Annotated in this window: 25 protein-coding genes; 12 read left to right on the top strand and 13 right to left on the bottom strand. The window is 75.1% G+C overall.

The features are described from left to right. Positions 1-11: 11 nt before the first annotated feature. From ACFQ8C_RS24610 to rhaI, 6 genes are read right to left on the bottom strand one after another with little or no spacing between them, the layout of a single operon-like run. Positions 12-653, bottom strand: coding sequence for a lactate utilization protein C (locus ACFQ8C_RS24610; RefSeq protein WP_383461366.1), 642 nt, complete (start codon positions 651-653; stop codon positions 12-14). Then, positions 650-2,110: a LutB/LldF family L-lactate oxidation iron-sulfur protein gene (locus ACFQ8C_RS24605; protein ID WP_383461364.1), complete on the bottom strand. Its 1,461-nt coding sequence runs from the start codon at positions 2,108-2,110 to the stop codon at positions 650-652. Before ACFQ8C_RS24605 ends, ACFQ8C_RS24610 begins: the two co-directional genes overlap by 4 nt. Continuing rightward, positions 2,107-2,823 (bottom strand): (Fe-S)-binding protein, encoded by a 717-nt coding sequence (locus tag ACFQ8C_RS24600; protein ID WP_383461362.1) that lies wholly within the window; start codon positions 2,821-2,823, stop codon positions 2,107-2,109. The genes ACFQ8C_RS24605 and ACFQ8C_RS24600 overlap by 4 nt, the downstream gene beginning before the upstream one ends. After that, positions 2,823-4,310, bottom strand: coding sequence for a rhamnulokinase family protein (locus tag ACFQ8C_RS24595; RefSeq protein WP_383461360.1), 1,488 nt, complete (start codon positions 4,308-4,310; stop codon positions 2,823-2,825). The genes ACFQ8C_RS24600 and ACFQ8C_RS24595 overlap by 1 nt, the downstream gene beginning before the upstream one ends. Further along, the gene (locus ACFQ8C_RS24590; RefSeq protein ID WP_383461358.1) at positions 4,307-6,352 is read right to left on the bottom strand and encodes a bifunctional aldolase/short-chain dehydrogenase; all 2,046 of its coding nucleotides are present in this window, start codon (positions 6,350-6,352) and stop codon (positions 4,307-4,309) included. Before ACFQ8C_RS24590 ends, ACFQ8C_RS24595 begins: the two co-directional genes overlap by 4 nt. A 32-nt stretch (positions 6,353-6,384) precedes the next feature. After that, on the bottom strand, positions 6,385-7,551 hold the full coding sequence (gene rhaI / locus ACFQ8C_RS24585; protein ID WP_383461356.1) for an L-rhamnose isomerase: 1,167 nt from the start codon (positions 7,549-7,551) through the stop codon (positions 6,385-6,387). A gap of 197 nt (positions 7,552-7,748) precedes the next feature. Between rhaI and ACFQ8C_RS24580 the strand changes: the two genes are divergently transcribed. Further along, positions 7,749-8,069, top strand: a complete 321-nt coding sequence (locus tag ACFQ8C_RS24580; RefSeq protein WP_383461354.1) for an L-rhamnose mutarotase — start codon at positions 7,749-7,751, stop codon at positions 8,067-8,069. 215 nt (positions 8,070-8,284) lie between these two features. Then, on the top strand, positions 8,285-9,286 hold the full coding sequence (locus ACFQ8C_RS24575; protein WP_383461375.1) for a LacI family DNA-binding transcriptional regulator: 1,002 nt from the start codon (positions 8,285-8,287) through the stop codon (positions 9,284-9,286). 113 nt (positions 9,287-9,399) lie between these two features. On the opposite strand, the gene xylA is transcribed toward ACFQ8C_RS24575, so the two are convergent. Beyond that, complete coding sequence (xylA, locus tag ACFQ8C_RS24570) at positions 9,400-10,572, bottom strand: xylose isomerase (protein ID WP_383461352.1); 1,173 nt, start codon at positions 10,570-10,572, stop codon at positions 9,400-9,402. A gap of 121 nt (positions 10,573-10,693) precedes the next feature. On the opposite strand from xylA, the gene xylB reads away from it, so the two are divergent. Next, entirely contained in the window at positions 10,694-12,190 is a 1,497-nt protein-coding gene (gene xylB / locus ACFQ8C_RS24565) for a xylulokinase (RefSeq protein WP_383461350.1), read from the top strand. Between the two features lie 283 nt (positions 12,191-12,473). After that, complete coding sequence (locus ACFQ8C_RS24560; protein ID WP_383461348.1) at positions 12,474-14,213, top strand: FAD-dependent monooxygenase; 1,740 nt, start codon at positions 12,474-12,476, stop codon at positions 14,211-14,213. On the opposite strand, the gene ACFQ8C_RS24555 is transcribed toward ACFQ8C_RS24560, so the two are convergent. The 4 genes from ACFQ8C_RS24555 to ACFQ8C_RS24540 form a co-directional block, all read right to left on the bottom strand. After that, positions 14,210-14,425 (bottom strand): hypothetical protein, encoded by a 216-nt coding sequence (locus ACFQ8C_RS24555; protein WP_383461347.1) that lies wholly within the window; start codon positions 14,423-14,425, stop codon positions 14,210-14,212. The genes ACFQ8C_RS24560 and ACFQ8C_RS24555 overlap by 4 nt on opposite strands. Positions 14,426-14,527: 102 nt before the next feature. After that, the gene (locus tag ACFQ8C_RS24550; RefSeq protein WP_383461345.1) at positions 14,528-15,136 is read right to left on the bottom strand and encodes a phosphoribosylanthranilate isomerase; all 609 of its coding nucleotides are present in this window, start codon (positions 15,134-15,136) and stop codon (positions 14,528-14,530) included. Positions 15,137-15,171: 35 nt separating this feature from the next. Continuing rightward, complete coding sequence (locus tag ACFQ8C_RS24545; protein WP_383461343.1) at positions 15,172-16,116, bottom strand: ketopantoate reductase family protein; 945 nt, start codon at positions 16,114-16,116, stop codon at positions 15,172-15,174. Next, complete coding sequence (locus ACFQ8C_RS24540; protein WP_383461342.1) at positions 16,113-16,661, bottom strand: winged helix-turn-helix transcriptional regulator; 549 nt, start codon at positions 16,659-16,661, stop codon at positions 16,113-16,115. The genes ACFQ8C_RS24545 and ACFQ8C_RS24540 overlap by 4 nt, the downstream gene beginning before the upstream one ends. Positions 16,662-16,795: 134 nt before the next feature. Between ACFQ8C_RS24540 and ACFQ8C_RS24535 the strand changes: the two genes are divergently transcribed. Continuing rightward, positions 16,796-17,992, top strand: coding sequence for an ROK family protein (locus tag ACFQ8C_RS24535; protein WP_383461341.1), 1,197 nt, complete (start codon positions 16,796-16,798; stop codon positions 17,990-17,992). Positions 17,993-18,056: 64 nt separating this feature from the next. Continuing rightward, a complete protein-coding gene (locus ACFQ8C_RS24530; protein WP_383461339.1) occupies positions 18,057-19,100 on the top strand; it encodes a S66 peptidase family protein in 1,044 nt (347 codons plus the stop codon). Here the strand turns inward: ACFQ8C_RS24530 and ACFQ8C_RS24525 are convergent. Then, positions 19,094-20,080, bottom strand: a complete 987-nt coding sequence (locus ACFQ8C_RS24525; protein WP_383461337.1) for a LysR family transcriptional regulator — start codon at positions 20,078-20,080, stop codon at positions 19,094-19,096. The genes ACFQ8C_RS24530 and ACFQ8C_RS24525 overlap by 7 nt on opposite strands. Before the next feature lie 129 nt (positions 20,081-20,209). Here ACFQ8C_RS24525 and ACFQ8C_RS24520 point away from each other — a divergent pair, with 129 nt between their 5' ends. Then, positions 20,210-20,905 (top strand): type 1 glutamine amidotransferase domain-containing protein, encoded by a 696-nt coding sequence (locus tag ACFQ8C_RS24520; protein ID WP_383461335.1) that lies wholly within the window; start codon positions 20,210-20,212, stop codon positions 20,903-20,905. A 19-nt stretch (positions 20,906-20,924) separates the two neighbouring features. On the opposite strand, the gene ACFQ8C_RS24515 is transcribed toward ACFQ8C_RS24520, so the two are convergent. Further along, positions 20,925-21,317, bottom strand: a complete 393-nt coding sequence (locus ACFQ8C_RS24515; protein WP_383461334.1) for a nuclear transport factor 2 family protein — start codon at positions 21,315-21,317, stop codon at positions 20,925-20,927. A gap of 170 nt (positions 21,318-21,487) precedes the next feature. Between ACFQ8C_RS24515 and ACFQ8C_RS24510 the strand changes: the two genes are divergently transcribed. The 5 genes from ACFQ8C_RS24510 to ACFQ8C_RS24490 form a co-directional block, all read left to right on the top strand. Then, positions 21,488-22,984: an ABC transporter permease gene (locus ACFQ8C_RS24510; protein ID WP_383461332.1), complete on the top strand. Its 1,497-nt coding sequence runs from the start codon at positions 21,488-21,490 to the stop codon at positions 22,982-22,984. A 60-nt stretch (positions 22,985-23,044) separates the two neighbouring features. Beyond that, positions 23,045-23,830 (top strand): ABC transporter ATP-binding protein, encoded by a 786-nt coding sequence (locus ACFQ8C_RS24505; protein ID WP_383461330.1) that lies wholly within the window; start codon positions 23,045-23,047, stop codon positions 23,828-23,830. Between the two features lie 98 nt (positions 23,831-23,928). Then, entirely contained in the window at positions 23,929-24,780 is an 852-nt protein-coding gene (locus ACFQ8C_RS24500; RefSeq protein WP_383461328.1) for an alpha/beta hydrolase, read from the top strand. Positions 24,781-24,930: 150 nt separating this feature from the next. Beyond that, positions 24,931-26,376 (top strand): WGR domain-containing protein, encoded by a 1,446-nt coding sequence (locus ACFQ8C_RS24495; RefSeq protein WP_383461326.1) that lies wholly within the window; start codon positions 24,931-24,933, stop codon positions 26,374-26,376. Continuing rightward, positions 26,373-26,856 (top strand): hypothetical protein (locus ACFQ8C_RS24490; protein WP_383461324.1); only part of this gene is annotated, 484 nt, incomplete at its 3' end. The genes ACFQ8C_RS24495 and ACFQ8C_RS24490, both read left to right, overlap by 4 nt.

The raw sequence follows: 26,856 nt of genomic DNA, 5'->3' as shown, positions 1-26,856 counted from the left end.
CCCGCCCGGACCTACGCCGCGCCCCGGACCAGGACGACCTCCAGGATCCGGGGCCCGTGCACGCCCTCGACCCGGTCGAGCTCGATGTCGCTCGTCGCCGACGGCCCCGAGATCCAGGTGAGCGCCCGCGACGGATCCAGCCGCGGCAGCGCCTCCGGCACCGACGCCACGACCTGCTCCGGAGCCCGTACGACACACAGATGCAGGTCCGGTACGAGGGTGAGGGCCCGCCGCCCCTGCCCGGGGCCGCCGTCGAGGACGATCGTGCCGGTCTCGGCGACCGCCAGCGCGCACCCCGTGACCACCGCGTCGACCCCGTCCAGGGCCGCCGGCGTCAGCTCCGGCCCGTCGGCGACCCGCTCGACGCCCGACTCCGCCAGCCACCCCGCCGGCAGGCCGGGAGGCACGGCGACGCGCCGCGCCCCGCGCGCCTCCAGCAGCCCGGCGATCAGCGCGGGCAGCCCGGCCTCGTCGGTGCGGTGGACGCGGGCCCGGTAGTCGGCGAGGTTCTCGTGGAGCAGGTCGAGCACCGCCTCCGGGTCGTCCGGGGCGTGGCGGGCGAGGTACGTACGGGGCGCCTCCGGGGCCTCGGGGGCGTCGGCGACGGCGGACCGGATCCGGGCGAGGATCCGCTCGCGGGAGGTGGGGCTCATGTGCGGTCTGCTCCGTCTTCTCCGGTGCGCTCTCCCGAGCGGTTCTTCTTCCACCAGTCCCGGAAGGGCTCGGCGGGCAGGTCGGGCAGGTCGCGGCTCTCGCTCCACTGCCGGGCGCCGGGGCCGGGCAGCTTCCTCGGATGCAGCTTGCGGGTCTTCGAGGCGAGGCGCTCGCCCGCCGCCAGGGCCCCGGGGTGGTCGAGCACCCAGGTGGCCGCCTTGATCGCGGCCTTCTCCAGCCGGTGTCCCTTGCCGCCCCGCTCGGCGACCCCCTCCCGCAGGTGCACCAGCACCTCCGGGATGTCGATGGCGACCGGGCACACCTCGTAGCAGGCACCGCAGAGCGAGGAGGCGTACGGCAGGGAGGCGTCGACCTCGCTCGCCGTGCCCCGCAGCTGCGGGGTGAGGATCGCGCCGATCGGGCCGGGGTAGACGGAGCCGTAGGCGTGGCCGCCGGCCCGCTCGTACACCGGGCAGACGTTGAGGCAGGCCGAGCAGCGGATGCAGCGCAGCGCCTGCCGGCCGACCTCGTCGGCGAGGGCGTCGGTGCGGCCGTTGTCGAGGAGGACCAGGTGGAAGCTCTCCGGTCCGTCGCCGTCCGTCGTGCCGGTCCACATGCTCGTGTACGGGTTCATCCGCTCGGCCGTCGAGGAGCGGGGCAGCGTCTGGAGGAAGACCTCCAGGTCCCGCCAGGAAGGCACCACCTTCTCGACGCCCACGACCGAGATCAGCGTCTCGGGGAGGGTCAGGCACATCCGGCCGTTGCCCTCCGACTCCACCACCACGAGCGTGCCGGTCTCGGCGACCATGAAGTTCGCCCCGGAGATCCCGACCTTGGCCCGCAGGAACTTCTCCCGCAGGTGCAGCCGGGCCGCCTCCGCCAGTTCGGCGGGGGAGTCGGACAGCCCGTCCGGCGCCGGACGGCCCCAACTCCCCATCGTGTCACGGAAGATGTCGCGGATCTCGCCCCGGTTGCGGTGGATCGCCGGGACCAGGATGTGGGAGGGCCGGTCCTCGCCCAGCTGCACGATCAGCTCGGCCAGATCCGTCTCGTAGGCCCGGATCCCCTCCGCCTCCAGGTGCTCGTTGAGACCGATCTCCTGCGTGGCCATCGACTTGACCTTGACGACCTCGGTCTCGCCGGTCGCCTTCACCAGCTCCGTCACGATCCGGTTGGCCTCGGCCGCGTCCACCGCCCAGTGCACCGTGCCGCCCGCCGCCGTCACCGCCTCCTCCAACCGCAGGAGGTACGTGTCGAGGTGACGGAGCGTCCGGTCCTTGATCCGTTTCCCCGCCTCCCGCAGCTCGGCCCAGTCCGCCAGCTCCGCGACCGCCCGCGCCCGCTTGTCGCGGATCGTGTGGGTGGCGTGCCGCAGGTTGCGCCGCAGCCGCTCGTCCCGCACCGCCTCCCGCGCGGCCTCGGGGAAGGCCGGCATCCCCACGAAGACTCCGCTCATCGCCAGGGCTCCTCTTCCGTACTCGCCAGGATCTCCGCCAGGTGCACCGCCCGCAGCGGCGCCCCCTGGCGGCTCAGCATGCCGCCGACGTGCAGCAGGCACGAGTTGTCCGCGCCGCACAGCACCCCGGCGCCGGTCGACACCGCGTTCGCGACCTTGTCCGCGCCCATCGCCGCCGACACGTCCGGGTTCTTCACCGCGAAGGTGCCGCCGAAGCCGCAGCACTCCTCCGCCCCCGGCAGCTCCACCAGCTCCAGCCCCTTCACCGCCCGGAGGAGCCGGAGCGGCCGCTCGCCCAGGCCCAGCATCCGCAGACCGTGGCAGGACGGGTGGTACGTGACCTTGTGCGGGAAGTACGCCCCCACGTCGGTCACGCCCACCACGTCCACCAGGAACTCCGTCAGCTCGTACACGCGCGGTCCGAGCGCCGCCGCCTCCGGCCCGAAGGCCGGGTAGTGGTGGCGGACCATCGCCGCGCACGAACCCGAGGGGACGACCACGTGGTCGTACCCCGCGAAGGCACCGACCGTACGCCGTACCAGCGGCTCGGTCTCCCGCCGGTAGCCGGTGTTGAACGAGGGCTGCCCGCAGCAGGTCTGCGCCGCCGGGAAGTCCACCTCCACCCCCAGCCGTTCCAGCAGCCGGACCGTCGCCACCCCCGTCGCGGGGAAGACGGCGTCGTTGACGCAGGTGACGAAGAGGGCGACGCGCATCAGCAGTTCCTCGGGGACGGTCCGAATCGGGCGGCGGCCCGGTCCCAGGCGGCGCCGTCGCCCTGCGGCTCGTAGTGTCGCAGGGGCTGCGTCCCGGCGACCAGGCGACGCACGGCGGCCAGATCGCCGACGAGGCCCGCGGCCCGCGCCTGCGCCAGCACGTTCCCCAGCGCCGTCGCCTCCGCCGGGCCCGCCGTCACCGGCAGCCCGGTCGCGTCCGCCGTCCACTGGCACAGCAGCGGGTTCCGCGCCCCGCCGCCCACCAGATGGATCCGCCGGACCTCGCGCCCCGCCAGCTCCGCCGCCCGCCACAGGACGCGCCGGTGCGCCACGGCCAGCGACTCCAGGACGCAGCGCAGCACCGCCGCCGGGGACTCCGGCACCGGCTGCGCGGTGCGCCGGCAGAACTCCGCGATCCGCCCCGGCATGTCCCCGGGCGCCAGGAACTCCGGAGCGTCCGGATCGACCAGCGACGCGAACGGCCTCTCCCCGGCGGCCCCTTCGAGCAGCGCCGTCAGCTCCACCCGGTGCCCGCGCCCCTCCCAGGTCCTGCGGCACTCCTCCCACAGCCACAGCCCCATCACGTTCCGCAGGAACCGGACGGTGCCGTCCACGCCCCGCTCGTTGGTGAAGTTCGCCGCGCGGGCCTCCTCCGTGAGCACGGGACCCGGCAGTTCGAGCCCCGCGAGCGACCAGGTGCCGCACGAGACGTACGCGACCGTGCCCGCCCCGGTGGCGGGCACGGCCACCACCGCGGAGGCCGTGTCGTGCGAGGCGACCGTCGTCACCGGCGTGCCCGCCGGAAGCCCGGTGTACGCCGTGACGTACGGCAGCAGCCTCCCCGCCGGTGCGCCGGGCGCCCGCAGCGCCGGCAGCAGCCCCGGATCGATCCCCAGCCCGGCGAGCAGTTCCCCCGCCCACGTGCCGGTCCTGACGTCGAGGAGTCCGGTCGTCGACGCGTTCGTCTCCTCCGCCCCGACCGTTCCCGTCAGCCAGTACGTGAACAGGTCCGGCATCAGCAACAGCGTCCGCGCTGCCGCCAGCTGGGCGGAGCCGGCGGCCGAGGCGAGCTGGAAGACCGTGTGGAACGGCAGGTGCTGGAGCCCGGTCGTGCGGTACAGCTCCGCCGCGCCCCCGACCCGCGCCCACACCCCCTCCGCGACGCCGTCCGTCCGCGGGTCCCGGTAGTGGTACGGGGCGCCGAGCAGGGCCCCGTCGGCGTCGAGGAGGCCGTGGTCCACCGCCCAGGTGTCCACCCCGACGGAGTCCACCGGACCCGAACGGGCCGCCGCCCGCAGCCCGTCGAGGATTCCCTGGTGGAGGGCGAGCGCGTCCCAGCGCAGCCCGTCCGGCAGCCGGACCGGCGTGTTGGGGAAGCGGTGCGCCTCGGTCAGCTCCAGGGTGCCGGGGCCGACCCTGCCGACCATGACCCGTCCGCTGGTGGCCCCCAGATCGGCCGCCGCGAACGTGCCGGTGCGCCCGCTCATCGCAGGAAGGCCGCGGCGACGCCCGCGTCGACGGGGACGTGCAGGCCGGTGGTGTGGGTGAGGTCCCCGCCGGTGAGGGCGAACACCGCGTTCGCCACGTGCTCCGGCAGCACCTCGCGCTTCAGCAGCGTCCGCCGGGCGTAGAACGCGCCGAGCTCCTCCTCCTCGATGCCGTACGTCGCCGCCCGCCGCGCCCCCCAGCCGCCGGCGAAGATCCCGGACCCGCGCACCACCCCGTCCGGGTTCACGCCGTTGACCCGGATCCCGTGCTCGCCCAGCTCCGCCGCCAGCAGCCGCACCTGGTGGGCCTGGTCGGCCTTGGTGGCCGAGTAGGCGATGTTGTTCGGACCGGCGAAGACCGCGTTCTTCGACGCGATGTAGACGATGTCGCCGCCGAGGCCCTGGGCGGTCATCACCCGGGCCGCCTCGCGGGAGACCAGGAAGGAGCCCCGGGCCATGACGGCGTGCTGGAGGTCCCAGTCCTCCGCCGTGGTCTCCAGCAGCGGCCGGGAGATCGAGATCCCTGCGTTGTTGACCACCAGGTCGACCCCGCCGAACGCCAACAGCGCCTCCCGGAAGGCCGTTTCGATCGCGGCCTCGTCGGTCACGTCCACCGTCACGGCCACCGCCCGGTCCGGGCCGCCGAGTTCGGCCGCGACCTCGGCCGCGCTCCCGGCGTTCAGGTCCGCCACGACCACGCAGGCGCCTTCGGCCGCGAGCCGACGCGCGATCGCCCGTCCGATGCCGCTGCCCGCGCCGGTCACCAGCGCCACCCGGGTGGCGAGCGGCTTCGGCTGCGGCACGCGCCGCAGCTTCGCCTCCTCCAGCTCCCAGTACTCGATGCGGAACTTCTCCGCCTCCTCGATCGGCGCGTACGAGGAGACGGCCTCCGCGCCCCGCATCACCCGGATCGCGTTGCCGTAGAACTCGCCCGCCACCCGGGCCGTCTGCTTGTCCTTGCCGAAGGAGAACATCCCGACGCCGGGCACGAGCACGATCGCCGGGTCGGCCCCCCGCATCGGCGGCGAGTCCGGCAGCGCGTGCCGGCGGTAGTAGGCGGCGTACTCCTCGCGGTAGGCGGCGTGCAGCTCCCGCAGCCTGGTCACCGTCGCGTCGAGGGGGGCGGTCGGCGGCAGGTCGAGGACGAGCGGCCGGACCTTGGTGCGCAGGAAGTGGTCGGGGCAGGAGGTGCCCAGGGCGGCCAGCCGCGGGTGTCCGGCGCGCGACACGAAGTCGAGGACGGCCTCGGAGTCGGTGAAGTGGCCCACCTGCGGGTGGTCCTGGGAGGCGAGGGCGCGTACGTACGGGGCGAGCGCGGCGGCCCGCTCCCGGCGGAGCTCCTCCGGCAGCGGACGGTATCCGTCGACGACCGGACCGAAGGGCTCGGGGCGGCCCCGTCCGGCGAGGAAGGCCTCGGCGGTGCGGACGATGTGGAGCGCGTTGCGCTCGCTCTCCTCGGAGGTGTCGCCCCAGGCGGTGATGCCGTGCCCGCCGAGGACGCAGCCGATCGCCTCCGGGTGGGCGGCCCGGACGGCGGCGATGTCGAGCCCGAGCCGGAAGCCGGGCCGGCGCCACGGCACCCAGACCACGGTCGCGCCGAAGCACTCCGCCGTCAGCTTCTCGCCGTCGGCGGCGCAGGCCAGCGCGATGCCCGCGTCCGGGTGCAGGTGGTCGACGTGGGCCGCGTCGACCAGGCCGTGCATGGCGGTGTCGATCGACGGGGCGGCGCCGCCCTTCCCGTACAGGCAGTGGTCGAAGGCGGCGACCATCTCGTCCTCGCGGTCGTCACCGGGGTAGACGGCGGTGAGGGCCCGCAGCCGGTCGAGCCGGAGGACGGCGAGCCCGTCCTCGGTGAGGGTGCCGAGGTCGCCCCCGGAGCCCTTCACCCACATCAGCTCCACGTCACCGCCGGTGACCGGGTCGGTGGCGGAGCCCTTGGCGGAGGCGTTGCCGCCCGCGTAGTTGGTGAGGGTCGGGTCGGCGCCGAGGCGGTGGGCGCGCGCGAGGAGCGCGGCGACCTCGGGAGGGGTGCCGGAAGTCATGGCGGTCTTCTTTCTTGGGGTGGGGGAGGGGGCTACGCGCCCCAGCCGGCCTGGGCGCCGCCGACGCGCTCGGCGGCGACGCGCTCCAGGCGTCCGGAGCGGAGGGTGGCGGCCACCGGGTCGGGGTCGAGTCCCTGCTCCTCGCGGAGTGCGCGCAGCAGCGGGCGGACGTCGGTGTCGTAGGCGTCCATCAGGACGGCGTTGGCGGCGAGCACGTCACCGGAGCGCTGGGCGTCGGCGAGGGCGTCGGCGTCGACGAGGAGGGCCTTGGCGGTGGCCTCCTGGACGTTCATCACGGAGCGGATGACGGCGGGGACCTTCGCCTCGACGTTGTGGCACTGGTCGAGCATGAAGGCGATGCCGGCGGCGGGTTCGAGGCCGCCGCCCCTGACCACCTCGTGCATGATCCGGAAGAGCTGGAAGGGGTCGGCGGCGCCCGCCATCAGGTCGTCGTCCGCGTAGAAGCGGGAGTTGAAGTCGAAGCCGCCGAGCCGTCCCTCGCGCAGCAGCAGGGCGACGATGAACTCGATGTTGGTGCCCGGCGCGTGGTGGCCGGTGTCGACCACGACCCGCGCCTTCGGGCCGAGCTTGAGGCAGTGGACGTAGGCGGTGCCCCAGTCCGGGACGTCGGTGGTGTAGAAGGCGGGCTCGAAGAACTTGTACTCCAGGAGCATCCGCTGGTCGTCGCCGAGGCGCGCGTACACCTCGGCGAGGGAGTCGGCGAGCCGCTCCTGCCGCCCGGTGACGGAGTCCTGTCCGGGGTAGTTGGTGCCGTCCGCGAACCACAGCTTCAGGTCGGTGGAGCCGGTGGCGTCCATGATGTCGACGCACTCCAGGAGGTGGTCGACGGCCCGGCGGCGGACGGCCGGGTCCGGGTGGCAGACGCTGCCGAGCCGGTACGCGTCCTCCTGGAAGGTGTTGGAGTTGATCGCGCCCAGCTCCAGGCCGCGTTCCTTCGCGTACGCGCCGAGGGCGGCGTAGTCGTCGACCCGGTCCCACGGGATGTGCAGGGAGACCTTCGGGGCGACGCCGGTGCGGGCGTGCACCTCGGCCGCGTCGTCGAGTTTCTCGTACGGGTCGCGGGGCACGCCGGGCTGCGCGAACACCTTGAAGCGGGTGCCGGAGTTCCCGTAGCCCCAGGACGGGGTCTCGATCCGCTGGGCGGCGAGGGCGGCCTTCACGGCGGCGATGTCGGGCATGTCCACCTCGGTGCGTTCAGGAGAATTCAATGAATCGATTCAGTCGTCACGGAAGTTAGTCTGCACCCGATGTGTCGTCAAGGTTCTTGACCGCTGAGGCGTCAGGGATCTAGCGTCCAGGGACGGGAAATCTGAAACATTTCATTCGATCCGACCGATCCGAGCCGCGTCTCGGAAGCCCACGCCGAGGAGCCGCCGTGCAGAGGGTCTGCTTCCTGCTGAAGGTCCGCGCCGAGCGGGCGGAGGAGTACCGCGCGCGCCACGCCGAGGTGTGGCGGGAGATGCGCGAGGCGCTCACCACCGCCGGCTGGCACAACTACTCCCTCTTCCTGCGCGAGGACGGCCTCCTCGTCGGCTACCTGGAGACCGAGGACTTCGAGCGCGCGAAGGCCGCCATGGAGGCCACCGAGGTGAACGCCCGGTGGCAGGCCGGGATGAGCGGCTTCTTCGAGGAGCTCGACGGCCGCCGGCCGGACGAGGCGATGCGCCCCCTGGCCGAGGTCTTCCACCTCGCGTGAGCGGAGCCGCATAGGATGCGACAGGTGGCGGCGACCCCGGGCGGACGGGGCGGGACGGGCAGGACGGACGACCAGGTGGCACGCAGGTGGAACGGGTGACGGGCACCGCGCGCGGCGCCGCGACCGCCGGGGACGGACGCGCCGAAGACGCGCGAGCCGGCGACGGACGCGCCGGCGACGGCGCCGACCGGCCCCTCGGCGGCCGGACGGTCGGGATCAAGGACGTCGCCCGCGAGGCCGGCGTCTCCGTCGGCACCGTCTCCAACGTGATCAACCAGCCGGACCGGGTCTCCCCGTCCACCCTGGAGCACGTCCGCCGGGTCATCGACCGGCTCGGCTACGTCCGCAGCGAGTCCGCCCGCCAGCTCCGGGCCGGCCGCAGCCGGATCATGGCGCTGCTCGTCCTCGACATGGGCAACCCCTTCTTCGTCGACATCGCGCGCGGCGCCGAACGCACCGCCCGCGCCGCCGGGCTCGGCGTCATGGTCTGCAACAGCGACCAGAACCCCGGCGACGAGGCCGACTACCTCTCCCTCTTCGCCGAGCAGCGCGTCCGGGGCGTCCTCGTCACCCCCGCCGACCCCAGCGGAGCCAACCTCCGCGACTTCCGCCGCCACGGCATCCCCTACGTCCTGGTCGACCGGGTCGGCGGGGACGGCGGCGGCTGCTCGGTCTCCGTCGACGACGTCGTCGGCGGCTCGCTCGCCATCCGGCACCTCGCCGCCGCGGGCCACCGCGCCTTCGCGTACGTCAGCGGCCCCGCCCACCTCCAGCAGGTGCGGGACCGCCGCGAGGGCGCGCTGCTCGCCCTCGCCGAGGCGGGGCTGCCCGCCACCGCCCTCCGGGAGCTTCCGGCGGAACGGCTCGACGTGGCCTCGGGCCGGGACGCCGGCTCCCGGCTGCTCGGCCTCGCCGACCGCCCCACCGCCGTCTTCTGCGCCAACGACCTGCTGGCCCTCGGCGTCCTCCAGGCGCTGTACGCGGCCGGGGTGCGGGTCCCGGAGGACATGGCGATCGTCGGCTACGACGACATCGAGTTCGCCGCGGCCGCCACCGTGCCGCTCACCTCGGTGCGCCAGCCGGCCCTGACCCTGGGGGCCCGGGCCGCCGAACTGCTCCTGGAGGAGACCGGCGACGCGGCGGCGGACCACCGGCACCAGCAGGTGGTGCTCCAGCCGGAACTGGTCGTCCGCCGCTCCACCCTCACCACCCGCTGACCCCCACCGCGGGCCCGCCCTCCGGCCGCGGGCCCGGCCGGCGGCCCTCCGGTCGCGGGGCCCGGGTCCGGCGGCCCGGCGGCGCGTCGGCCCAGGCCCGGCGGCGCGTCGGCTCAGCGCCGTACGCCGAGCAGGTGCTCCAGGGCCAGCTGGTCGAGCCGCTCGAAGGCCATCGAGCGCCCGGCGGCCGCGTCCACGTCGAAGGTCTCGTACGCGGTCGGGTCGACCAGCAGCTCGGCCAGGCCCTCGGCGGCGGTGGGCACGGACAGCTCGGGCAGCCGGGAGGCGGCGAGGGCCTCCTGGACCTCCGGGTCGGCGCGGAAGGCGGCGGCCCGCTCCTTGAGGATCAGGTAGTTGCGCATGCAGTTGCGCGCCGACTCCCAGACGCCGTCGAAGCCGTCGGTGCGCACCGGCTTGAAGTCGAAGTGGCGCGGACCGGTGTAACCGGCCGACTCCAGCAGGTCGACCAGCCAGAACGCCTGCCGCAGGTCGCCGGCGCCGAAGCGGAAGTCCTGGTCGTACTTGATGCCGGACTGGCCGTTGAGGTCGATGTGGAAGAGCTTGCCCGCCCACAGTGCCTGCGCGATCCCGTGCGGGAAGTTCAGGCCGGCCATCTGCTCGTGCCCCGTCTCCGGGTTCACGCCCACGAGTTCGGGCCGCTCCAGGCGCTCGATGAAGGCGAGGGCGTGGCCGACGGTGGGCAGCAGGATGTCGCCGCGCGGCTCGTTCGGCTTGGGCTCGATGGCGAACCGCAGGTCGTACCCCTGCTCGGTGACGTACTGCCCGAGCAGGTCGAAGGCCTCCTTCATCCGGTCCAGGGCCACCCGCACGTCCTTCGCCGCGCCCGACTCGGCGCCCTCGCGGCCGCCCCAGGCGACGTAGGTGGTGGCGCCGAGCTCCACGGCCAGGTCGATGTTCCGGATCGTCTTGCGGAGCGCGTAACGGCGGACGTCCCGGTCGTTGGCGGTGAAGGCGCCGTCCTTGAAGACCGGGTGGGTGAAGAGGTTGGTGGTGGCCATGGGGACCCGCAGGCCGGTGCGGTCGAGGGCGTCCCGGAACCGCTTCACGACGGCCTCGCGCTCCGCCTCGGTCGAGCCGAAGGGGATCAGGTCGTCGTCGTGGAAGGTGACGCCGTACGCCCCGAGCCCGGCCAGCCGCTCGACCGACTCGACCGGGTCGAGCGCCGGGCGGGTCGCGTCGCCGAAGGGATCGCGGCCCTGCCAGCCGACGGTCCAGAGGCCGAAGGTGAAACGGTCCTCGGGGGTGGGGGAGAAGCGCTCGGGCATGGTGGGTCCTCTTCTGGCGGGGGATCGGCGGTCGGCGGGGAGCTGGCGGCCGGATTTGTTTTCTGAGATAACTAATACGCCAACGGTGCCCGACGGCGCCAGACCCCGCGAAGCCGCAGAGATGAGAAGAGGTGAGGGCGTGCCCGTCAGCCGCTCCGTCGTGATCGGCGTGGACAGCTCCACGCAGTCCACCAAGGCCGTCGCCGTCGACACCGCCACGGGCGAGGTCCTCGGCCTCGGCCGCGCCCCGCACACCGTCACCGGCACCGGCGGAGCCCGGGAGAGCGACCCCGAGGAGTGGTGGACCGCCCTGGTCGCCGCCGTCCGCGCGGCGGTGCGCGAGGCGGGCGCCGCCCCCGCCGCCGTGGCCGGCATCGCCGTCGCCGGCCAGCAGCACGGCCTCGTCGCCCTCGGCGCCGACCACCGCCCGCTGCGCCCCGCCCTCCTCTGGAACGACACCCGCTCCGCCCCCCAGGCCGCCGCCCTCACCGACCGCCTCGGCGGCCCGAAGGCCTGGCTGGACCGCACCGGCTCCGTCCCCGTCGCCTCCATGACCGCCGCCAAGTGGCAGTGGCTGCGCGAGCGCGAACCCCACCACGCCGCCGCCACCGCCGCCGTCCGCCTCCCGCACGACCTGCTCACCGAACGCCTCTCCGGCGAGGCCGTCACCGACCCCGGCGACGCCTCCGGCACCTGCTGGTACTCCACCGCCGACGGCGCCTACGACCCCGCCCTCCTCGACCTCCTCGGCCTCGGCCCCGCATGGCTCCCGGAAGTGGCCCCCACCGGCGCCACCCGGGCCGGCGGCCTCACCGCGGCCGCCGCCGAGGCCCTGGGCCTGCCCCGCACGGTCGCCGTCGCGGCCGGCACCGGCGACAACATGGCCGCCGCCGTCGGCCTCGGCCTCGGCGCCGCCGGCCTCCTCGACCACCCCGTCGTCAGCCTCGGCACCTCCGGCACCGTCTTCGCGTCCACCCGCACCCGCCCCGCCGACCCCGCGCTCGCCGGCTTCGCCGCCACCGACGGCACCTGCCTTCCCCTGGGCTGCACCCTCAACTGCACGCTCGCCGTCGACCGCTTCGCCTCCCTCCTCGGCCTCGACCGCGAGGACGCCCTCCCCGGCGGCGAGACGGTCGTCCTCCCGTACCTCGACGGCGAACGCACCCCCGACCTCCCCGCGGCCTCGGGCCTCCTCACCGGCCTGCGCCACACCACCGACCCCCGCGCCGTCCTCGGCGCCGCCTACGAGGGCGCCGCCTTCACCGTCCTGCGCGCCCTCGACGGCCTCCTCGCCGCCTGCGGCCTCGACCCCGCCGACCCGGCGGTCCGCGACCGTCCGCTCCGCCTCATCGGCGGCGGCGCCCGGGGCCGGACCTGGACCGACACCGTCCGCCGTCTCTCCGGCCGACCCCTCGTCGTCCCCGCGGCCGGCGAACTCGTCGCCCTCGGCGCCGCCGCCCTCGCCGCCGGCGCGGCCACCGGCGAGGACCCGGTGGCCGTCGCCACGGCGTGGGGCACGGGAGCGGGGGAGACGCTGGAGGCGGTGCCCCGGGACGAGGAGACGTGGGGGCGGATCGAGGGGGTGCTGGCGGCGGCGACGCGGGGGCTGCTGTCCTGAAGCGAGCTGGGGATCCAACATTTCGGATGCGCTGATCCCGGTCGTGGATCCAACATCCAGGGGCCTGCATCCAGGGGCCTGGATCCGGGATCCAACATTCGGGATCCAACATCCAGGGTCCGAGATCCAACATCTCGGACTCTGGGCTCTGGGTCCGAGATGTTGGATCCAGGATCCTGCCCCTGCCCTCGCCCCCCCCGCAGTCGACTGGCGCCCCTCCCCACCCCGGCGCGACCATGGGACGGAAACGACCCGTTCGGGGGCCGCACGCCCGGGAGGCGCCGTGGCACACAGCACCCGATCAGCGGCACGCGCCGGCGGGACGGAGGTGCTCGTCGTCGGGGCCGGGCCGGTGGGGCTGACGGCCGCCCTGGAGCTGCGCCGCCAGGGCGTGGCGTGCCGGATCGTCGACCGGCTGCCCGAACGCCTGCCGTACGCCAAGGCCGTCGGCGTCCAGCCCCGCACCCTGGAGGTCTGGGACCGGATGGGCATCGTCCGGGCGGCGCTGGAGGCGGCGGTCCCGATGCGCGGCCAGTACGTGTACGTCGACGGCGTCGAGCGGGGCCGTCACGACCTGGTGCTGCCGCCGGAGGTGCCGTACGGCTTCGCGGCCCTGCCCCAGTACGAGACCGAGCGGCTGCTCGAAGAGGCGCTGCTCCGCCACGGCACCCGGATCGAACGCGGCACCGTCCTCGACGCCTTCGAGCAGGACCCGGACGGCGTCACCGCCCGCCTCACCGACGCCACGGGGGCCGGTGAGGAGCTGCGGGTGGGCTATCTGGTCGGCTGCGACGGCGCGCACAGCACCGTCCGCAAGGGCCTCGGGCTCTCCTTCGAGGGCGGGGCGTTCCCGGAGGAGTACATGCTGGGCGACGTGGAGGTCGACTGGGACCTGCCCGAGGGGTACAGCCTGCGCTCGATGCGCCTCGACGACGCCGGAGCCGTCGCCGACGTCCTCGTCTGCATCCCGCTCCCCGGCCACCGCCGCTACCGCATGTCGATGCGGGTCCCACCCGGATCATCCGAACCACCCGGATCATCCGACTCATCCGACTCGCGCGGATCATCCGGGCCGTCCACCCGAGAGCCGGCGGCCGACGGTGTCGTGCACGGACTCGACGGCGGCGGCACGGCGCCCGGTCTCGCCGACATCCAGGCCGTCCTCGACCGGCTCTCGCCACAGCGCACCACGGCCTCCGCGCTCCGGTGGGCCTCGGTGTTCCGGATCGGCCACCGGATCGTGGACCGGTACGGCGAGGGCCGGGTGTTCGTCGCCGGGGACGCGGCCCACATCCATCCGCCGACCGGCGCCCAGGGCATGAACACCGGGATCCAGGACGCGTACGACCTCGCCTGGCGGCTCGCCCTCGCCGTCGAGGGCCGTGCCGCGCCCGGTCTGCTCGCCGGCTACGACGCGGAGCGCCGCCCGGTCGGCCGGGAGGTCGTCGGCCGCACCGTGCGGCACGCCACCGCCGGCGGCGTACAGGCCGACCCGGACGATCCCGGGACCCTGATGCTCCGCGAGGCGCAGCTCCTCGTGGGCTACCGGGGCAGCCCGTCCGTCGACCCGCCGGACGACGGCCCCGGCCCCGGACCCGGGGACCGCGCCCCCGACTGCGGCGGCCTCCTCGGGCCCATCGCCGCCTACCCCGTCCGGCTCTTCGACGTCCTCCGCGACCGCCCCACCGTCCTCCTGCTGTACGGGACGGGGTACGGCTCCGGCGGCGTCGCCGGCCGCGACGAACTGGCGGCGACGGCGTGGCGTGCCACCGGCGGCCGTGTCGACGTCTGCGCGCTCGTCCCGCCGGACGCCCCGCACACCGCGCACGGCACCGGTCCGCTGCCCGTGTACCGGGACGCGGCGGGCGAGTTCGCCGCCCGCTTCGCGACCGGGGGCGGCCGGCCCGTCGCCTTCGTCATCCGCCCCGACGGCCACCTCGGAGCCCGGCTGCCCGACCCGGATCCGGCCCGTCTGTCCGCCCATCTGGCCCGGGTCTTCGCCGCCCCCGACGGCCGGTCCTAGGCCTCCTCGCGGCCCTTCTCGGCGTCCTCGTCCTTCTCGTCCTTCTCGGCGTCCTGGTCCTTCTCGTCCCGACGCTTGCGGGGGCGCTCGGCCTCCGCGGCGACGAACTCCGCCGCGGCCGAGTAGGTCTCCGGGACCGAGAGCAGGGAGGCCACGCCACGCGCCGCCACGCCGGCCGCCCTCACCACGACCTCCGCCAGTTCCTCCACCATCACGGCCCCCTCATCCCTCGGTAGTACGTCGTGCCTCACCCCTACTGACGTGCGGAGACGCCGAAGGGTTGAGCGGGCGGCGCGGTTCTCACGGCGCGATTCTCACGGCGCGGTCCTCGCCGCCGCGACGAAGGCGCGGACCAGGTCGTGGTCCTTCACCCCGGGCGCCGACTCCACGCCGCTGGAGACGTCCACGCCCCAGGGGCGGGCGGTGGCGATCGCCTCGGCGACGTTTCCGGGGGCGAGGCCGCCCGCGAGGAGCCAGTGGCCCTCGGGGCGGGCGGTGTCCAGGAGCGAGAGGTCCCAGCGCGAACCGGAGCCCGCCTTGGGCGAGTCGAGCAGCAGGACCTCCTCGCCCAGCGCGCCCACGCGCGTGTCGGGGCCGTCGGCGAGCGCCGTCGCCCGCCACAGGCGCGGGAGGACGGCCGCGGCGGTCTCGAACTCCGCGCGGCCGTAGGCGCGGCCGTGCAGCTGGAGGGCGTCGAAGCCCAGGTCGGCGGCGATCCGGGCCGCCTCTGCGGCCGGGGTGTCGTTGACGACGAGGACCGACACCACGCCGGCCGGGACGTGCGCGACGAGCGCCGGCAGGCGGTCCCGGTCGAGTCCCCGGACGCTGGTCCCGCTGACGACGAGGCCGATCGCGTCCGCGCCCGCCTCGGCGGCCACGTCGATGTCGGCGGTCGTGGCGAGCCCGCACACCTTGACGAACACTCTGTCTCCTCTGCTCCCGTCCCGGTCCGCCGAGCCTACTGACCGTGTCCGGCGGCGTCGATCCGCCGCTGGTGGACCCGCAGGTGGAGGGTGGCGAGGTCGAGCAGCGGGGTCGGCACGTCCAGGGCGCGGGCCCGCGCGGTCAGGTCGCCGAAGAGGTGCTCGACCTCGGTCGGCCGGCCGGCCGCCAGGTCGCGGTAGAGGGAGGGGACCATCGGGGAGCCGGGGGCCGACACCACGGCGAGGGTCGCCGCCCGTTCCTCCTCCGGCACCGGGTGTCCGGCGGCCGCGGCCACGGCCGCGCCTTCCGCCAGGACCGCGGGGCCCAGCCCGGAGCCGCCGGGCGCGTCGTACACCTCGCCGACGGTGCCGCGCATCAGGCTCGTCACCGCGCCGATCGTGGTGATGAAGACCCACTTGTGCCACATGGCGGTGAGGATCGACGCGGGCACGGGCGCGTCGATGCCCGCGTCCTCCAGGACCGTACGGATCTCCTTGACGCGCGGCGAGAGCGAGCCGTCGCGTTCGCCGAGGGCGAGGTGGGCCAGGGGCGCGAGCCGCCGGATCGTCCCCGAGTCGTCGAGCGTGGTGACCACCTTCGCGACCCCGCCGAGGACGGCGCCGGCGCCGAACCGGGCCTCCAGCGCGTCGAGATGGGCCATGCCGTTGAGCAGCGGCAGCACCGTCGTGCCCGGGGAGACGAAGGGGGCCAGGTCGGTCAGGGCCGCGTCGAGGGCGGTGGACTTCACGCCGAGCAGGACGAGGCCGTACGGGCCGCCCGACGGCTCCTCCCCGGCCGTGACGAGCCGGGGCGCGTCCAGTACCCACTCCTCGTCCCGGCCCGTCACCCGCAGGCCGCGCTCGCGGAGCGCCGCCGCGCGGCCGGGCCGGACCAGGAAGGTGACGTCCTGCCCGGAGCGGGCCAGCATCGTGCCGAAGTAACCGCCGGTGGCACCGGCGCCGACGACCAGGATCTTCATGGGGTTCCTCTCGTGGGGAGCAGCGGGGTGAGCAGCCGGTGCGGGCGGGCGAGGGCCGCCGTGACCGGGTCGGCGTCGTCGCCGGGCGGGGCGAGCCCGGGGCCGGGGGCGACCAGGAGGTCCCCGGGCGGGACGGTGGTCCCGCAGCCGGAGCAGCGTCCGTCGGGGCCGGCCGGCGCCCCGTCGGCGTGGTGCAGGAAGATCCGGCGCGCGCCGCCGCCGGGCGCCGGGTAGTGCGCTTCGCCCCAGTCGGTGAGGGCGCGGACGGCCGGCCACAGTCCGTGGCCCTTCTCCGTGAGGACGTACACTTCGCGGCGGCCGGCGCCGGGCTCCTGGCGGCGGTCCAGGACCCCGGCCGTGACCAGCCCGGCGAGCCGGTCGGCGAGCACCGCCCGGGGGACGGAGAGGTGCGCGGCGAACTCGCCGAACCTGCGGACCCCGTAGAAGGCGTCCCGCAGGATCAGCAGCGTCCAGCGCTCGCCGACGATCTCCATCGCGCGGGCGAGGGAGCAGCTCTGGCCGCGGTAGTCGCGCGGAAGCGTCATGGACGGCAGCGTAGCCGGAAGAGTTCGGTGACCGAACTCTTTTCCGGTCGGGCGAGGGCCCGGGGAGGGGTGGTTCCGCGACCGGCGGGAGCATTTCTGTTCGAGCGAAAGGGGCGACTAGGCTCTCGCTCACCATGAACCAGCCCACGGAACCCAAGGCCGACAAGTCGGGCGTGCGTCGGCACAACCTGAGCCTCGTCCTCAGGACCGTCCACGACGCCGGCGAGACCACCCGGGCCGCCGTCGCCGCCCGTGTCGGCCTCACCCGGCCCGCCGTCTCCTCCCTCGTGGAACAACTCCTCGACCTCGGGTTCCTGGTCGAGTCCGGCAAGACCTTCAGCGGCCAGGCCGGCCGGCCCGGCACCGTCCTCAAGCCGGCCGGGAGCGGGCCCGCCGGGCTCGGCGTCGAGATCAACGTCGCGTACGTCTCCGTCTGCCTCGTGGACCTCACCGGCACCGACCGGGTCCGCCGCACCGTACGGCTCGACAACCGCGCCGACGCCCCCGCTGTCCTCGCCCGCGCCGCCGGCGTGGCCGCCGAGGCGCTCGCCGAGGCCGACCTCCTCGGGCTCGCCCCGGCGGGCGCCGCCCTCGCCCTGCCCGGCCTGGTCTCCGGCGGCGCCGTCCGCCAGGCGCCCAACCTCGGCTGGCACGACACCCCCGCCGAGCGCCTCTTCGGCGAGGCCCTCGCCGCGCTGCGCCCCGCCGCGGGCCGGTTCCCCGTCGCCTCGGACAACGAGGCCAACATGGCGGCCCTCGCCGAACTCCGCTTCGGCGCCCCCGGCACGCCCCGCACCTTCCTCCACCTCACCGGCGAGACCGGTGTCGGCGGCGCCGTCGTCGTCCACGGCGAACTCCTGCGCGGCGCCCACGGTTTCGCCGGCGAGATCGGCCATCTCGTGGTCGACGCGGAGGGCCCGCGCTGCCGCTGCGGCTCGCGCGGCTGCCTGGAGCAGTACGCCGGACAGGTCGCGCTGCTGCGCGCGGCGGACGCCGCGGACGTGGACGACCTCGTCGCCCGTGCCGAGCGCCGGGACCCGCGCGCGCTCGCGGCCCTCGCCGAGGCCGGGCGCATGCTCGGCCGGGCCCTCTCGGGCGCGGTCAACCTCCTCGACCCCGAGGCCGTCGTCCTCGGCGGCATCTACCCCCGTCTGATGCCCTGGCTGGCCCCCGCCGTCACGGCGGAGCTCGCCGAGCGGGTCGTCTCCGGGCTCTGGCCCGCCGGCGCGGGCCGGCTGCGCGCCGCCTCCCCGGCCACCGACGCGGCCCGGGGCGCCGCCGCCCTCGTCCTGCGCGACGTCCTCGCCGACCCCCTCGCCCACACCTCCTGACGCACCCGCGCGTGCCCGGGAAATAGCCGGGCGGCCGCGGCCGGCGCGCGGCTAGGGTGCGCAGATGCCGAAGATCGTCGTACCGCCCAAGCCGCGCCCCGGTGACCGGATCGCCGTGCTGTCGCCCGCCGCCGGACTGCCCGAAGTGCTGCCGCTCCCCTTCGAGTCGGGGCTGCGGCGGCTGTCGGAGGAGTACGGGCTGGTGCCCGTCGAGTACCCGACCACGCGCAGGCTCGGCGCGTCCGCCCGGGACCGGGCCGCCGACCTGCACGCCGCCTTCGCCGATCCCACGGTGAAGGCGATCGTCGCCAGCATCGGCGGCGACGACCAGATCACTCTCCTTCCGTACCTCGACGACGAGTTGATCCGCGCCCACCCCAAGCCGTTCTTCGGCTTCAGCGACAACACCAACCTCCTGATGCGGCTGTGGAACCTCGGCGTGGTCGGCTACCACGGGGCCTCCGTGATGACCCAGTTCGGCCGGCCCGGCGCCGTCCACCCCGTCACCGACGCCTCCGTCCGGGCCGCGCTCTTCGGCTTCGGCCCCTACGACCTCCCGGCCCCGACCGACACCAACGACGTCGAGCGGCCCTGGGAGGACCCCCGTACCTTCGACTCCGCCCCCGTCATGGAGCCCGCGGGCCCCTGGATCTGGCACCGGGCCGAGCGGGTCGTCGAGGGCCGCACCTGGGGCGGCTGTCTGGAGACAGTCGCCCAGCTCCTCATGGCCGGCGGGGAGATCGCGGAGCCGGAGGCGTACGAGGGCGGGGTGCTGGTCCTGGAGACCTCCGAGCTGCTGCCCTCCGCCGACGAGGTGTTCCGGATCCTCCGGGCCATGGGGGAGCGGGGCCTGCTCGCCCGCTTCCCCGCCCTCCTGATGGGCCGGGCCCGCGCCTGGTCCTTCGACGCGCCGAACGACGCCGCCGCCCGGGCCGCCTACCGGGAGGCCCAGCGCGCCGCCGTGCTCCGCGCGCTCGACGCGTACGCCCCCGACACGCTGGCCGTCTTCGACGTGGACCTCGGGCACACCGACCCGCAGGTGGTGATCCCGTACGGCGGCACCGCCCGCGTCGACGGACCCGCCCGGCGGATCACCGTCACCTACTGACCGGCCGGCCGCTCCCCGGTCTCCCGCCCGTGCCGGACCAGATGGTCCCGGACCAGCGTCACGTGCGGGTGGGCCGGCGGGCCCGGCCGGTGCACCAGGAAGCCGGTGTTGATCGGCGGGTCCTCCGGCAGGTGGAGCGGTACGAGGGCCCCCGAGGCCAGCTCCGCCGCGCACAGGTAGCGGGGCAGCACGCTCACCCCGGCGCCGCCCGCCACCGCCGCCCGCACCGCCCGCAGGTCCGGGGCGGTGACCGCGGGCACGGCCGTCAGGCGCCGGCCGAAGACATGGCGCCAGTAGCGGCGCAGGATCGGCAGGTCCTCGGCGTAGGCGACGAGCGGCACCCCGTGCAGCGCGGCCGGTCCTTCGGCGGCGATCCGGCCGCCGATCCGCTCCGCCCACACCGGCGCGCCGACCAGCACGAACTCCTCGTCGGAGAGCGGCAGCCAGGCGAGGCTGCGGCCCCGGGGCCGTGCCGTCGCCACGACCAGGTCGTGCCGTCCGCCCCGCAGCTCGTCGAGGAGTCCGTCGGTGAGGCCGAACGCGACGCGCAGCCGCACCCCGCGCTCCACCAGCGGCGCGAGGGTCGGGAGCACGCCGTGCGCGAGGTACTCGGCGGGGCCCGCCAGATGGACGGGCTCGGCGGGCCCGTCCTCGTCCGGCCCGGCCGCCGTGCCGGCGGCGGCGCCCAGCGCGTCCAGCGGTCCCATGATCCGTGCCGCGAGGTCGTCGGCGAACGGCGTCGGCGCCACCCCGCGCGGCCGCCGCTCGAACAGCTCCCGTCCGAGCCGACCCTCCAGGGCCCTGATCTGCGCGGTCACCGTCGGCTGCGACAGGCCCAGGATCCGGGCGCCCGCCGTGAAGGCCCCGGCCCGGTACACGGCGAGGAAGGTCCGCAGCTGGTTCAGGTCCGGCGGGCCGCCGTTCCCGTGCGCGGGGGCCGCCGGTATTCCCGCCGACCCATCGGAATTCCTATCGTCCACATGTCCGAGCCTATTGGATTCCTCTGGGTCGCCGCCCCTACGGTCGAACCATCACCGGCCCGGTGATCGCCCGGAACGGGGCCCGGGCCGGCCCCGCCCCGCTCCCACGACCGAGAGGCCCGCAGACCCATGTCGAAGATCCTTTTCGTACTGACCGGCGCCGACCACTGGACCCTCGCCGACGGCACGAAGCACCCCACCGGCTTCTGGGCCGAGGAGGCCGCCGCCCCGTACGAGGCGTTCACCGAGGCCGGCCACGAGGTCGTCGTCGCCACCCCCGGCGGCGTCGTCCCCACCGTCGACCGGGGCAGCCTCGCCCCCGAGTCCAACGGCGGCCCCGAGGGCGCCGACCGTGTCGCCGCCACCCTCGACGCCTTCGCGGCCCTGCGGGCGCCGCTCCGCCTGGAGGACGTGGACCTCGCCGAGTACGACGCCGTCCTCTACCCCGGCGGCCACGGCCCGATGGAGGACCTGGCCGTGAACGCGGAGTCGGGCCGGCTGCTCGTGGACGCCCTCGGCTCCGGCAAGCCGCTCGCGGTCGTCTGCCACGGCTCGGCCGCCCTCCTCGCCGCCGTGGGCGAGGACGGCGCCAACGCCTTCGCGGGCCGCCGCGTCGCCGCCTTCACCGACGCCGAGGAGACCCAGGCGGGCCTCGCCGCGCGGGCGAAGTGGCTCCTGGAGACCCGGCTCCGCGAGGCCGGGATCGACGTCGACGCGGGCGAGCCGTGGGCCCCGCACGTCGTCGTCGACGGCTCCCTCGTCACCGGCCAGAACCCCGCCTCCTCCACCGCGCTGGCGGCCGAGGTCCTGAAGAAGCTGGCCTGACGCCCGCCGGGGCGCCCGCTCAGGCCCCGGCCGCCTCCCGGGCGATCCGGTCGAACTGGGCGCCCATCGCGGCGGCGAGGGCCTGCGCGGCCGAGAGCGGGCGGACCATGACGGTGAAGTCGTCGATCAGCCCGTCCTCGTCGAAGTGGAGGAAGTCGCAGCCCTGGACCAGCTTGCCGTCGACGGTGGCGGTGAAGACGAAGGCGTGGTCGCGCCCGTCCGGGTTCGCGATCTCGCGGACGTAGGTGAAGTCCTCGAAGACGCGCAGGACCCCGCGGAGGATCGCCGCGGTCATCGCCTTCCCGGCGTACGGCTTGAAGGCGACCGGGCTGGTGAAGACGACGTCCTCGGCGAGCAGCGCCTCTACGGCGGCCTCGTCGCGGTTCTCGACGGCGGTACGGAAGGGGTGCACGGAGCCTCCACGGCGTACAGGGCTATTCAACGATTTGAATAGGTTTACTGGAGAGTAGGTTCCGAACGGGGGCTTGTCCAGGGCTCGTCCCGGGATGGTCGTCGGCGCTCTCATCCGGCTCTCACGCGGGCCTTATCCCGGCCTCACGCGGCGCCCCTACCTTCGCGCCCATGTTCTTCACCTACCTCCGGCGCGAACTGCGCCGCCGCAGAAAGGCGGCGCTCGTCGTCGCCTCCGGCCTGGCGCTCGGCATCGCGCTGGTCATCGTCGTCACCTCGGTCTCCGCCGGCATGAAGCAGGCCCAGGGCAAGGTCCTCGAATCCCTCTACGGGCTCGGTACGGACCTGACGGTGACGAAGGCTCAGGAGCGGCCCGTCGAGGGCGCGCAGCCCACCCGGCCCCGGTTCGAGTTCCAGGGAGGCGACGACGGCGCGGAGCAGAGCAGCGACCGGCTCATGGTCCAGGGCTTCCAGACCCTCGCCGACTCCACCGTCGCCACCGTCGCGAAGCAGGCCGGCGTCGACCGCGCGGTGGGCGGCCTCAGCCTCGTCAACCTGAAGATCAACGGCGAGTTCCGGCGCGGCCAGATCCAGCGCGGCGAGGGCCAGGCCCAGGGGCAGGGGCAGGGCTTCGGACAGGGCGGCTCCGGTGGCTCCGGCGGCAGCCCCGGCGACACCGTCACCGGCGGCGGCGCCGCCTTCGACGTCGACTCCTTCACCCTCTACGGCACCGACGTCACCACCCCCGACCTCGGCCCCCTCACCACCTCCACGGTCACCGAGGGCCGCACCTTCGAGACCACCGAGACCGACGCCGCCGTCGTCGTGGTCGACAGCGCCTACGCGCAGCAGCAGGACCTGGCCGTCGGCGACGAACTCACCGTCAAGGCCGTGAAGTTCGAGGTCATCGGCATCGCCACCGCCGACAGCGGCCAGTCCACCGCCCAGGTCTACCTCCCGCTGAAGCGCGCCCAGACCCTCTCCGGCTCGGCCGGCAAGGTCACCACCGTCTACGTGAAGGCCGCCGACTCGACGAGGATCGACGCGGTCAAGGCCGCCATCCAGAAGAACGTCTCCGGCACCACCGTCACCACCTCCGCCGACCTCGCGCAGACCGTCTCCGGCTCCCTCGACACCGCCGCCGGGCTCGCCTCCAACGTCGGCCGGTGGCTCTCGTACGCCGTCCTCCTCGCCGCCGTCCTCGTCGCCGGACTCCTCACCTCCTCCGCCGTCAGCCGCCGCGTCCGCGAGTTCGGCACCCTCAAGGCGCTCGGCTGGAAGAGCGGCCGGGTCACCCGCCAGGTCGTCGGCGAGGCCCTCGTCAACGGCGTCATCGGCGGCGCCCTCGGCATCGCGGTCGGCCTCGCCGGCGCCTACGCGGTCACCGCCGTGAGCCCCACCCTCACCGCCGAACTCGGCGCGAGCACCGGCGGGTTCGCGGGCCGTGGCGGCGGTGCGGCCTTCGGGGGCGGCGGCATGGGCGGACCGGGCATGACGCGCACCGCCGCCGGCCGCAGCGTCGACATCGCGCTCACCGCCCCCGTCAGCCTCACCACCGTCGGACTCGCCGTGCTCCTCGCCCTCGTCGGCGGCCTCGTCGCCGGAGCCTTCGGCGCCTGGCGCGCCTCCCGGCTGCGCCCCGCCGACGCGCTGCGCCGCGTCGAGTAGCCGCCCCGCCCACCCCCGTACCGCGGGAGTCGCACCTCCCGCACCCCAGGAGTCCCACTCATGTACGAACTCATCGGCGTCACCAAGCAGTACCGGCGCGGCCAGAAGAGAGTCGACGCCCTCGCCGGGATCGACCTGAAGATCGCGCAGGGCGACCGCCTCGTCATCCAGGGCCCCACCGGCGGCGGCAAGTCCACCCTGCTCCAGATGCTCGGCGGCCTCGACCGCCCCACCGCCGGCAGCGTGTTCCTCGACGGCACCGACCTCGCCAAGCTCTCCGAGAGCCGGCTCACGGCCGTCCGCAGCCAGTACATCGGCTTCGTCTTCCAGAGCTTCAACCTGATCCCCACGCTCACCGCCCAGGAGAACGTGGAGACCGCCCTGGTCCCGCTCGGCGTCAAGGCGGCCGAGCGCCGCCGCCGGGCCGCCGAGGCGCTGGAGTCGGTCGGCCTCGGCGAGCGCCTGGCCCATCTGCCCTCCGAGCTCTCCGGCGGCCAGCAGCAGCGCGTCGCCATCGCCCGCGCGCTGGTCAAGCGGCCCCAGGTGCTGCTCGCCGACGAGCCCACCGGCAACCTCGACGAGTCCACCCGCGACGAGATCGCCGACCTCCTCGAAGGGCTCTGGAAGGAACACGGCCTGACCTTCGTGATGGTCACCCACGACAGCGCCCTCGCCCGCCGGGCCCCGCGCCTCGCGACCCTCCGCAAGGGCCGGGTGACGGTCGTGGAGAACCCGAAGGCGAAGGCCGAGGCCGAGGCCGCAGTTGAACCGAAGGCCGACCCGAAGGCCGACTCCACGAGCGACCCGAAGGCCGACCCGAAGGCGGCGGCTTCGTCGAGCGCCTGAGACACGGATCACGCCACCGCACCCTTGTTCGGCAATGCCGAACGACGCGTACGGTGGCGTGACCCATCGGCGAGCGGACAGAGGAGCCGGAACGCGCCATGCTCACCTTCACCTCCCAGGACGGCGTCCGCGTCCACGTCCACAGCTGGCTGCCCGACGGCCCCGTCCGCGGCGTCGTGCAGATCGCCCACGGCATGGGCGAACACGCCCTGCGCTACGACCCGCTCGCCGGGCACCTCACCGCCCGCGGCTACGCCGTCCACGCCGCCGACCACCGGGGCCACGGCCGCTCCGCGCACGCGGGCCCCGGCCGGCTCGGCGACGGCGGCTGGAACCTCCTCGTCGACGACCTCGCCACCCTCACCCGCGCCGCCCGCGACCGGCACCCCGGCGTCCCGGTCGTCCTGCTCGGCCACAGCATGGGCTCGTTCGCCGCCCAGCAGTACCTCCTCGACCACGCCGAGCTCGTCGACGGCGTCGCCCTCTCCGGCACCACCGCCGTCGACGCCCTCCTCACCGCCCTCGCCGAGGCCCCCCGGGCGGGCGACGGCCCCTTCGACGCGTTCAACGCGCCCTTCGCCCCCGTCCGCACCGAGGCCGACTGGCTCAGCCGGGACGAGGAGCAGGTCGACGCCTACCTCGCCGATCCGCTCTGCGGCTTCGGCCTCGACCTCCAGGGACTCGCCGAGCTGGCGGACGCGGCCGGGCGCCTCGCCGCCCCCGCCGGCATCCCCGCCGCCCTGCCCGTCGCGCTCTTCGTCGGCGACCGCGACCCGCTCAACGCCCGCCTCGCCCACAGCGACCTGCTGGTCGCCCGCTACCGCGAGGCCGGACTCACCGACCTCGTGTACCACCGCTACGAGGGCGCCCGGCACGAGGTCCTCAACGAGACCAACCGCGACGAGGTCGTGGCCGACCTCACCGCCTGGATCGAGCGCGTCACCGGCTGAACCGGCCCGCCGCGGCCCCGGATCCGGACGCCGGGCGGGGGCCGGGCGGGGGCCGGGCGGGGGCCGGGCGGGGGCCCGGGCGGGGCCTCGGTCCCGTGGCCAGGGGTTCACGGGAGGCCGTTGTCAGTGGGTGCCCCTACCGTTCGGACCATGACGACGACGACCTATCTGGAGCTGTCCCAGGACGGCGGCGGTGCCCACAAGTTCTACGAAGTGACCGTCGACGGCCTGGAGGTGTCGGTCCGTTACGGCCGGATCGGCGCGGCCGGACAGACCCAGCGCTCCACCTTCGCCACCGCCGACAAGGCGCGCGCCGCCGCGGCCAGGAAGATCGGCGAGAAGGTCCGCAAGGGCTACGCCCCCGCCGTCCAGGGCGGGCGCGCCGCCCGTTCCGTCACCCGCCGGGCGGTCGGCTCCGCGCCCTCCACGGCGCGCGCCGTCGCCCCGGTCCTCTGGCGCTTCCGCACCGGCTCCGCCGCCTTCGGGATCCACGTGGACGAGGAGCGGATCTGGGTGGGCAACCAGGCGGGGGACGTCTTCACCCTGGACCACGGCGGCGAGGTGCTGGCCCGCTTCGGCCTGCCCGACGGCGTGAAGTGCCTGGTCGCCGACGACTTCTGGATCTACGCGGGCTGCGACGACGGCAAGGTCTACGACCTCTCCTCCAAGCTGCCCTTCGCCGCCTACGAGATCGGCGCGGACGTCGACATCTTCTGGCTCGACATCCACGAGGGCGTCCTCGACGTGGCCGACCGCTCCGGCCGGCTCACCGTCATCGACCACGAGGACGAGCACCAGTGGTCCCGCTCCGGCCGCGGCGAGTACGCCTGGATGGTCCGGGCGGACGGCCGTGCCGTCTACTACGGCGACACCAGCGGCGTGACCGCGTACGCGGCGGACGGCTCGGGCGAGCTGTGGCGGACCGCGACCGACGGCGCGGTGCTCTTCGGCTGGCAGGAGGCCGCCGCCGTCTACGCGGGGACCGGCCACCGCAAGGTGCAGCGGCTGGCCAAGGCGGACGGCCGCGTCGAGGCCGTCTACGGCTGCGACGCGATGGTGTACTCCTGCGCCACCTCGCCCGGCGGCCGGTTCGTCTTCGCCGGCGACTCGTCCTCCTCCGTCTACTGCTTCGCCCAGGACGGCACCCGGCTGTGGAAGCTCTCCACCGGCGGCGGCTCCGCGCTCTCCATGCAGTACCGCGACGAGCGGCTCTATCTGGTGACCACCGACGGCTCGCTGGTCTGCGTGGACGCGAGCGAGGCGGCGATCGAGGCCGCCCAGCAGGGCAGCGTGCCGGTCGTACGGGACGTCAAGCTGGCCGCCGCGATGCCCACGTACACCCCGGCGACCACCGCCTCCGCCGTCGCCACCGTCGTCTCGGTGAGCGAGGCCCCGGCCGGCTCGATCGTCGTCGAGTGCCTCCGGGAGGGCGGCCGCAGCCGGGTCCGGGTGGTCAGCCACGGCTACGAGCCGTCGTGGAACGTGCAGTTCCCGCGCGCCATCCGCGAGCCCGGCGCCCGGTACGTCGTCGAGGCGCTGCATCCGGCGGCCGGCGGCTTCTACCGGGTGCGCGGCGAGATCCGGCGGCTGCTGTGAGCCGGGACCCGGAAGCCGGGGGCGCGTTCGAGCCGGCGACCGGCGACGGCACCCCGCTCGCCGGCGACCCCGACCAGCGCTCCCGCGAGGTCAGGTCCGCCCTCGACGGGCTCCGCCAGATCCGCCGGCTGACCGCGGGCCCGGGCGGCGCCGGCGCGGCCGTCCCCGCCGTGTGGGAGCGGAGGCGGCCGGTCCGGGCCGTGGCCCTCGCCCTGGAGGCCGGCGGCCTCGCACCGTCGGCGGTGGACGCGGGCGGGACCAGGACGGCGACCGGGTACCGGGTGCGGGCGGGGGAGCGGCCGGCCACCGCCGTCGTCGAGTGGCTGGGGCCGCCCGGCTCCGGCGCCGCCGGGCAGGAGGCCGACGCCCTGGCGGCCTGCGCCGACGCCCTCGGCCGGCTCGGCTGGGAGGCCCTGCTCTACAAGGGGCGGCGGGGCCGCCGCTTCCGGGAGGTGGAACCGGCGGGGACGGCCGCCGGCC

The organism is Streptomyces sp. NPDC056503, from assembly GCF_042794995.1.
Classification (GTDB): Bacteria; Actinomycetota; Actinomycetes; order Streptomycetales; family Streptomycetaceae; genus Streptomyces.
Note: the sequence above shows the minus strand (reverse complement) of the source record. Positions and strands in the feature narration are given on the sequence as shown.

Bases quoted from the DNA above. Each gene is read 5' to 3' on its own strand.
- ACFQ8C_RS24610 (WP_383461366.1), bottom strand. From the start codon at position 653: ATGAGCCCCACCTCCCGCGAGCGGATCCTCGCCCGGATCCGGTCCGCC.
- ACFQ8C_RS24605 (WP_383461364.1), bottom strand. From the start codon at position 2,110: ATGAGCGGAGTCTTCGTGGGGATGCCGGCCTTCCCCGAGGCCGCGCGG.
- ACFQ8C_RS24600 (WP_383461362.1), bottom strand. From the start codon at position 2,823: ATGCGCGTCGCCCTCTTCGTCACCTGCGTCAACGACGCCGTCTTCCCC.
- ACFQ8C_RS24595 (WP_383461360.1), bottom strand. From the start codon at position 4,310: ATGAGCGGGCGCACCGGCACGTTCGCGGCGGCCGATCTGGGGGCCACC.
- ACFQ8C_RS24590 (WP_383461358.1), bottom strand. From the start codon at position 6,352: ATGACTTCCGGCACCCCTCCCGAGGTCGCCGCGCTCCTCGCGCGCGCC.
- rhaI (WP_383461356.1), bottom strand. From the start codon at position 7,551: ATGCCCGACATCGCCGCCGTGAAGGCCGCCCTCGCCGCCCAGCGGATC.
- xylA (WP_383461352.1), bottom strand. From the start codon at position 10,572: ATGCCCGAGCGCTTCTCCCCCACCCCCGAGGACCGTTTCACCTTCGGC.
- xylB (WP_383461350.1), top strand. From the start codon at position 10,694: ATGAGAAGAGGTGAGGGCGTGCCCGTCAGCCGCTCCGTCGTGATCGGC.
- ACFQ8C_RS24555 (WP_383461347.1), bottom strand. From the start codon at position 14,425: ATGGTGGAGGAACTGGCGGAGGTCGTGGTGAGGGCGGCCGGCGTGGCG.
- ACFQ8C_RS24545 (WP_383461343.1), bottom strand. From the start codon at position 16,116: ATGAAGATCCTGGTCGTCGGCGCCGGTGCCACCGGCGGTTACTTCGGC.
- ACFQ8C_RS24540 (WP_383461342.1), bottom strand. From the start codon at position 16,661: ATGACGCTTCCGCGCGACTACCGCGGCCAGAGCTGCTCCCTCGCCCGC.
- ACFQ8C_RS24535 (WP_383461341.1), top strand. From the start codon at position 16,796: ATGAACCAGCCCACGGAACCCAAGGCCGACAAGTCGGGCGTGCGTCGG.
- ACFQ8C_RS24530 (WP_383461339.1), top strand. From the start codon at position 18,057: ATGCCGAAGATCGTCGTACCGCCCAAGCCGCGCCCCGGTGACCGGATC.
- ACFQ8C_RS24520 (WP_383461335.1), top strand. From the start codon at position 20,210: ATGTCGAAGATCCTTTTCGTACTGACCGGCGCCGACCACTGGACCCTC.
- ACFQ8C_RS24510 (WP_383461332.1), top strand. From the start codon at position 21,488: ATGTTCTTCACCTACCTCCGGCGCGAACTGCGCCGCCGCAGAAAGGCG.
- ACFQ8C_RS24505 (WP_383461330.1), top strand. From the start codon at position 23,045: ATGTACGAACTCATCGGCGTCACCAAGCAGTACCGGCGCGGCCAGAAG.
- ACFQ8C_RS24500 (WP_383461328.1), top strand. From the start codon at position 23,929: ATGCTCACCTTCACCTCCCAGGACGGCGTCCGCGTCCACGTCCACAGC.
- ACFQ8C_RS24495 (WP_383461326.1), top strand. From the start codon at position 24,931: ATGACGACGACGACCTATCTGGAGCTGTCCCAGGACGGCGGCGGTGCC.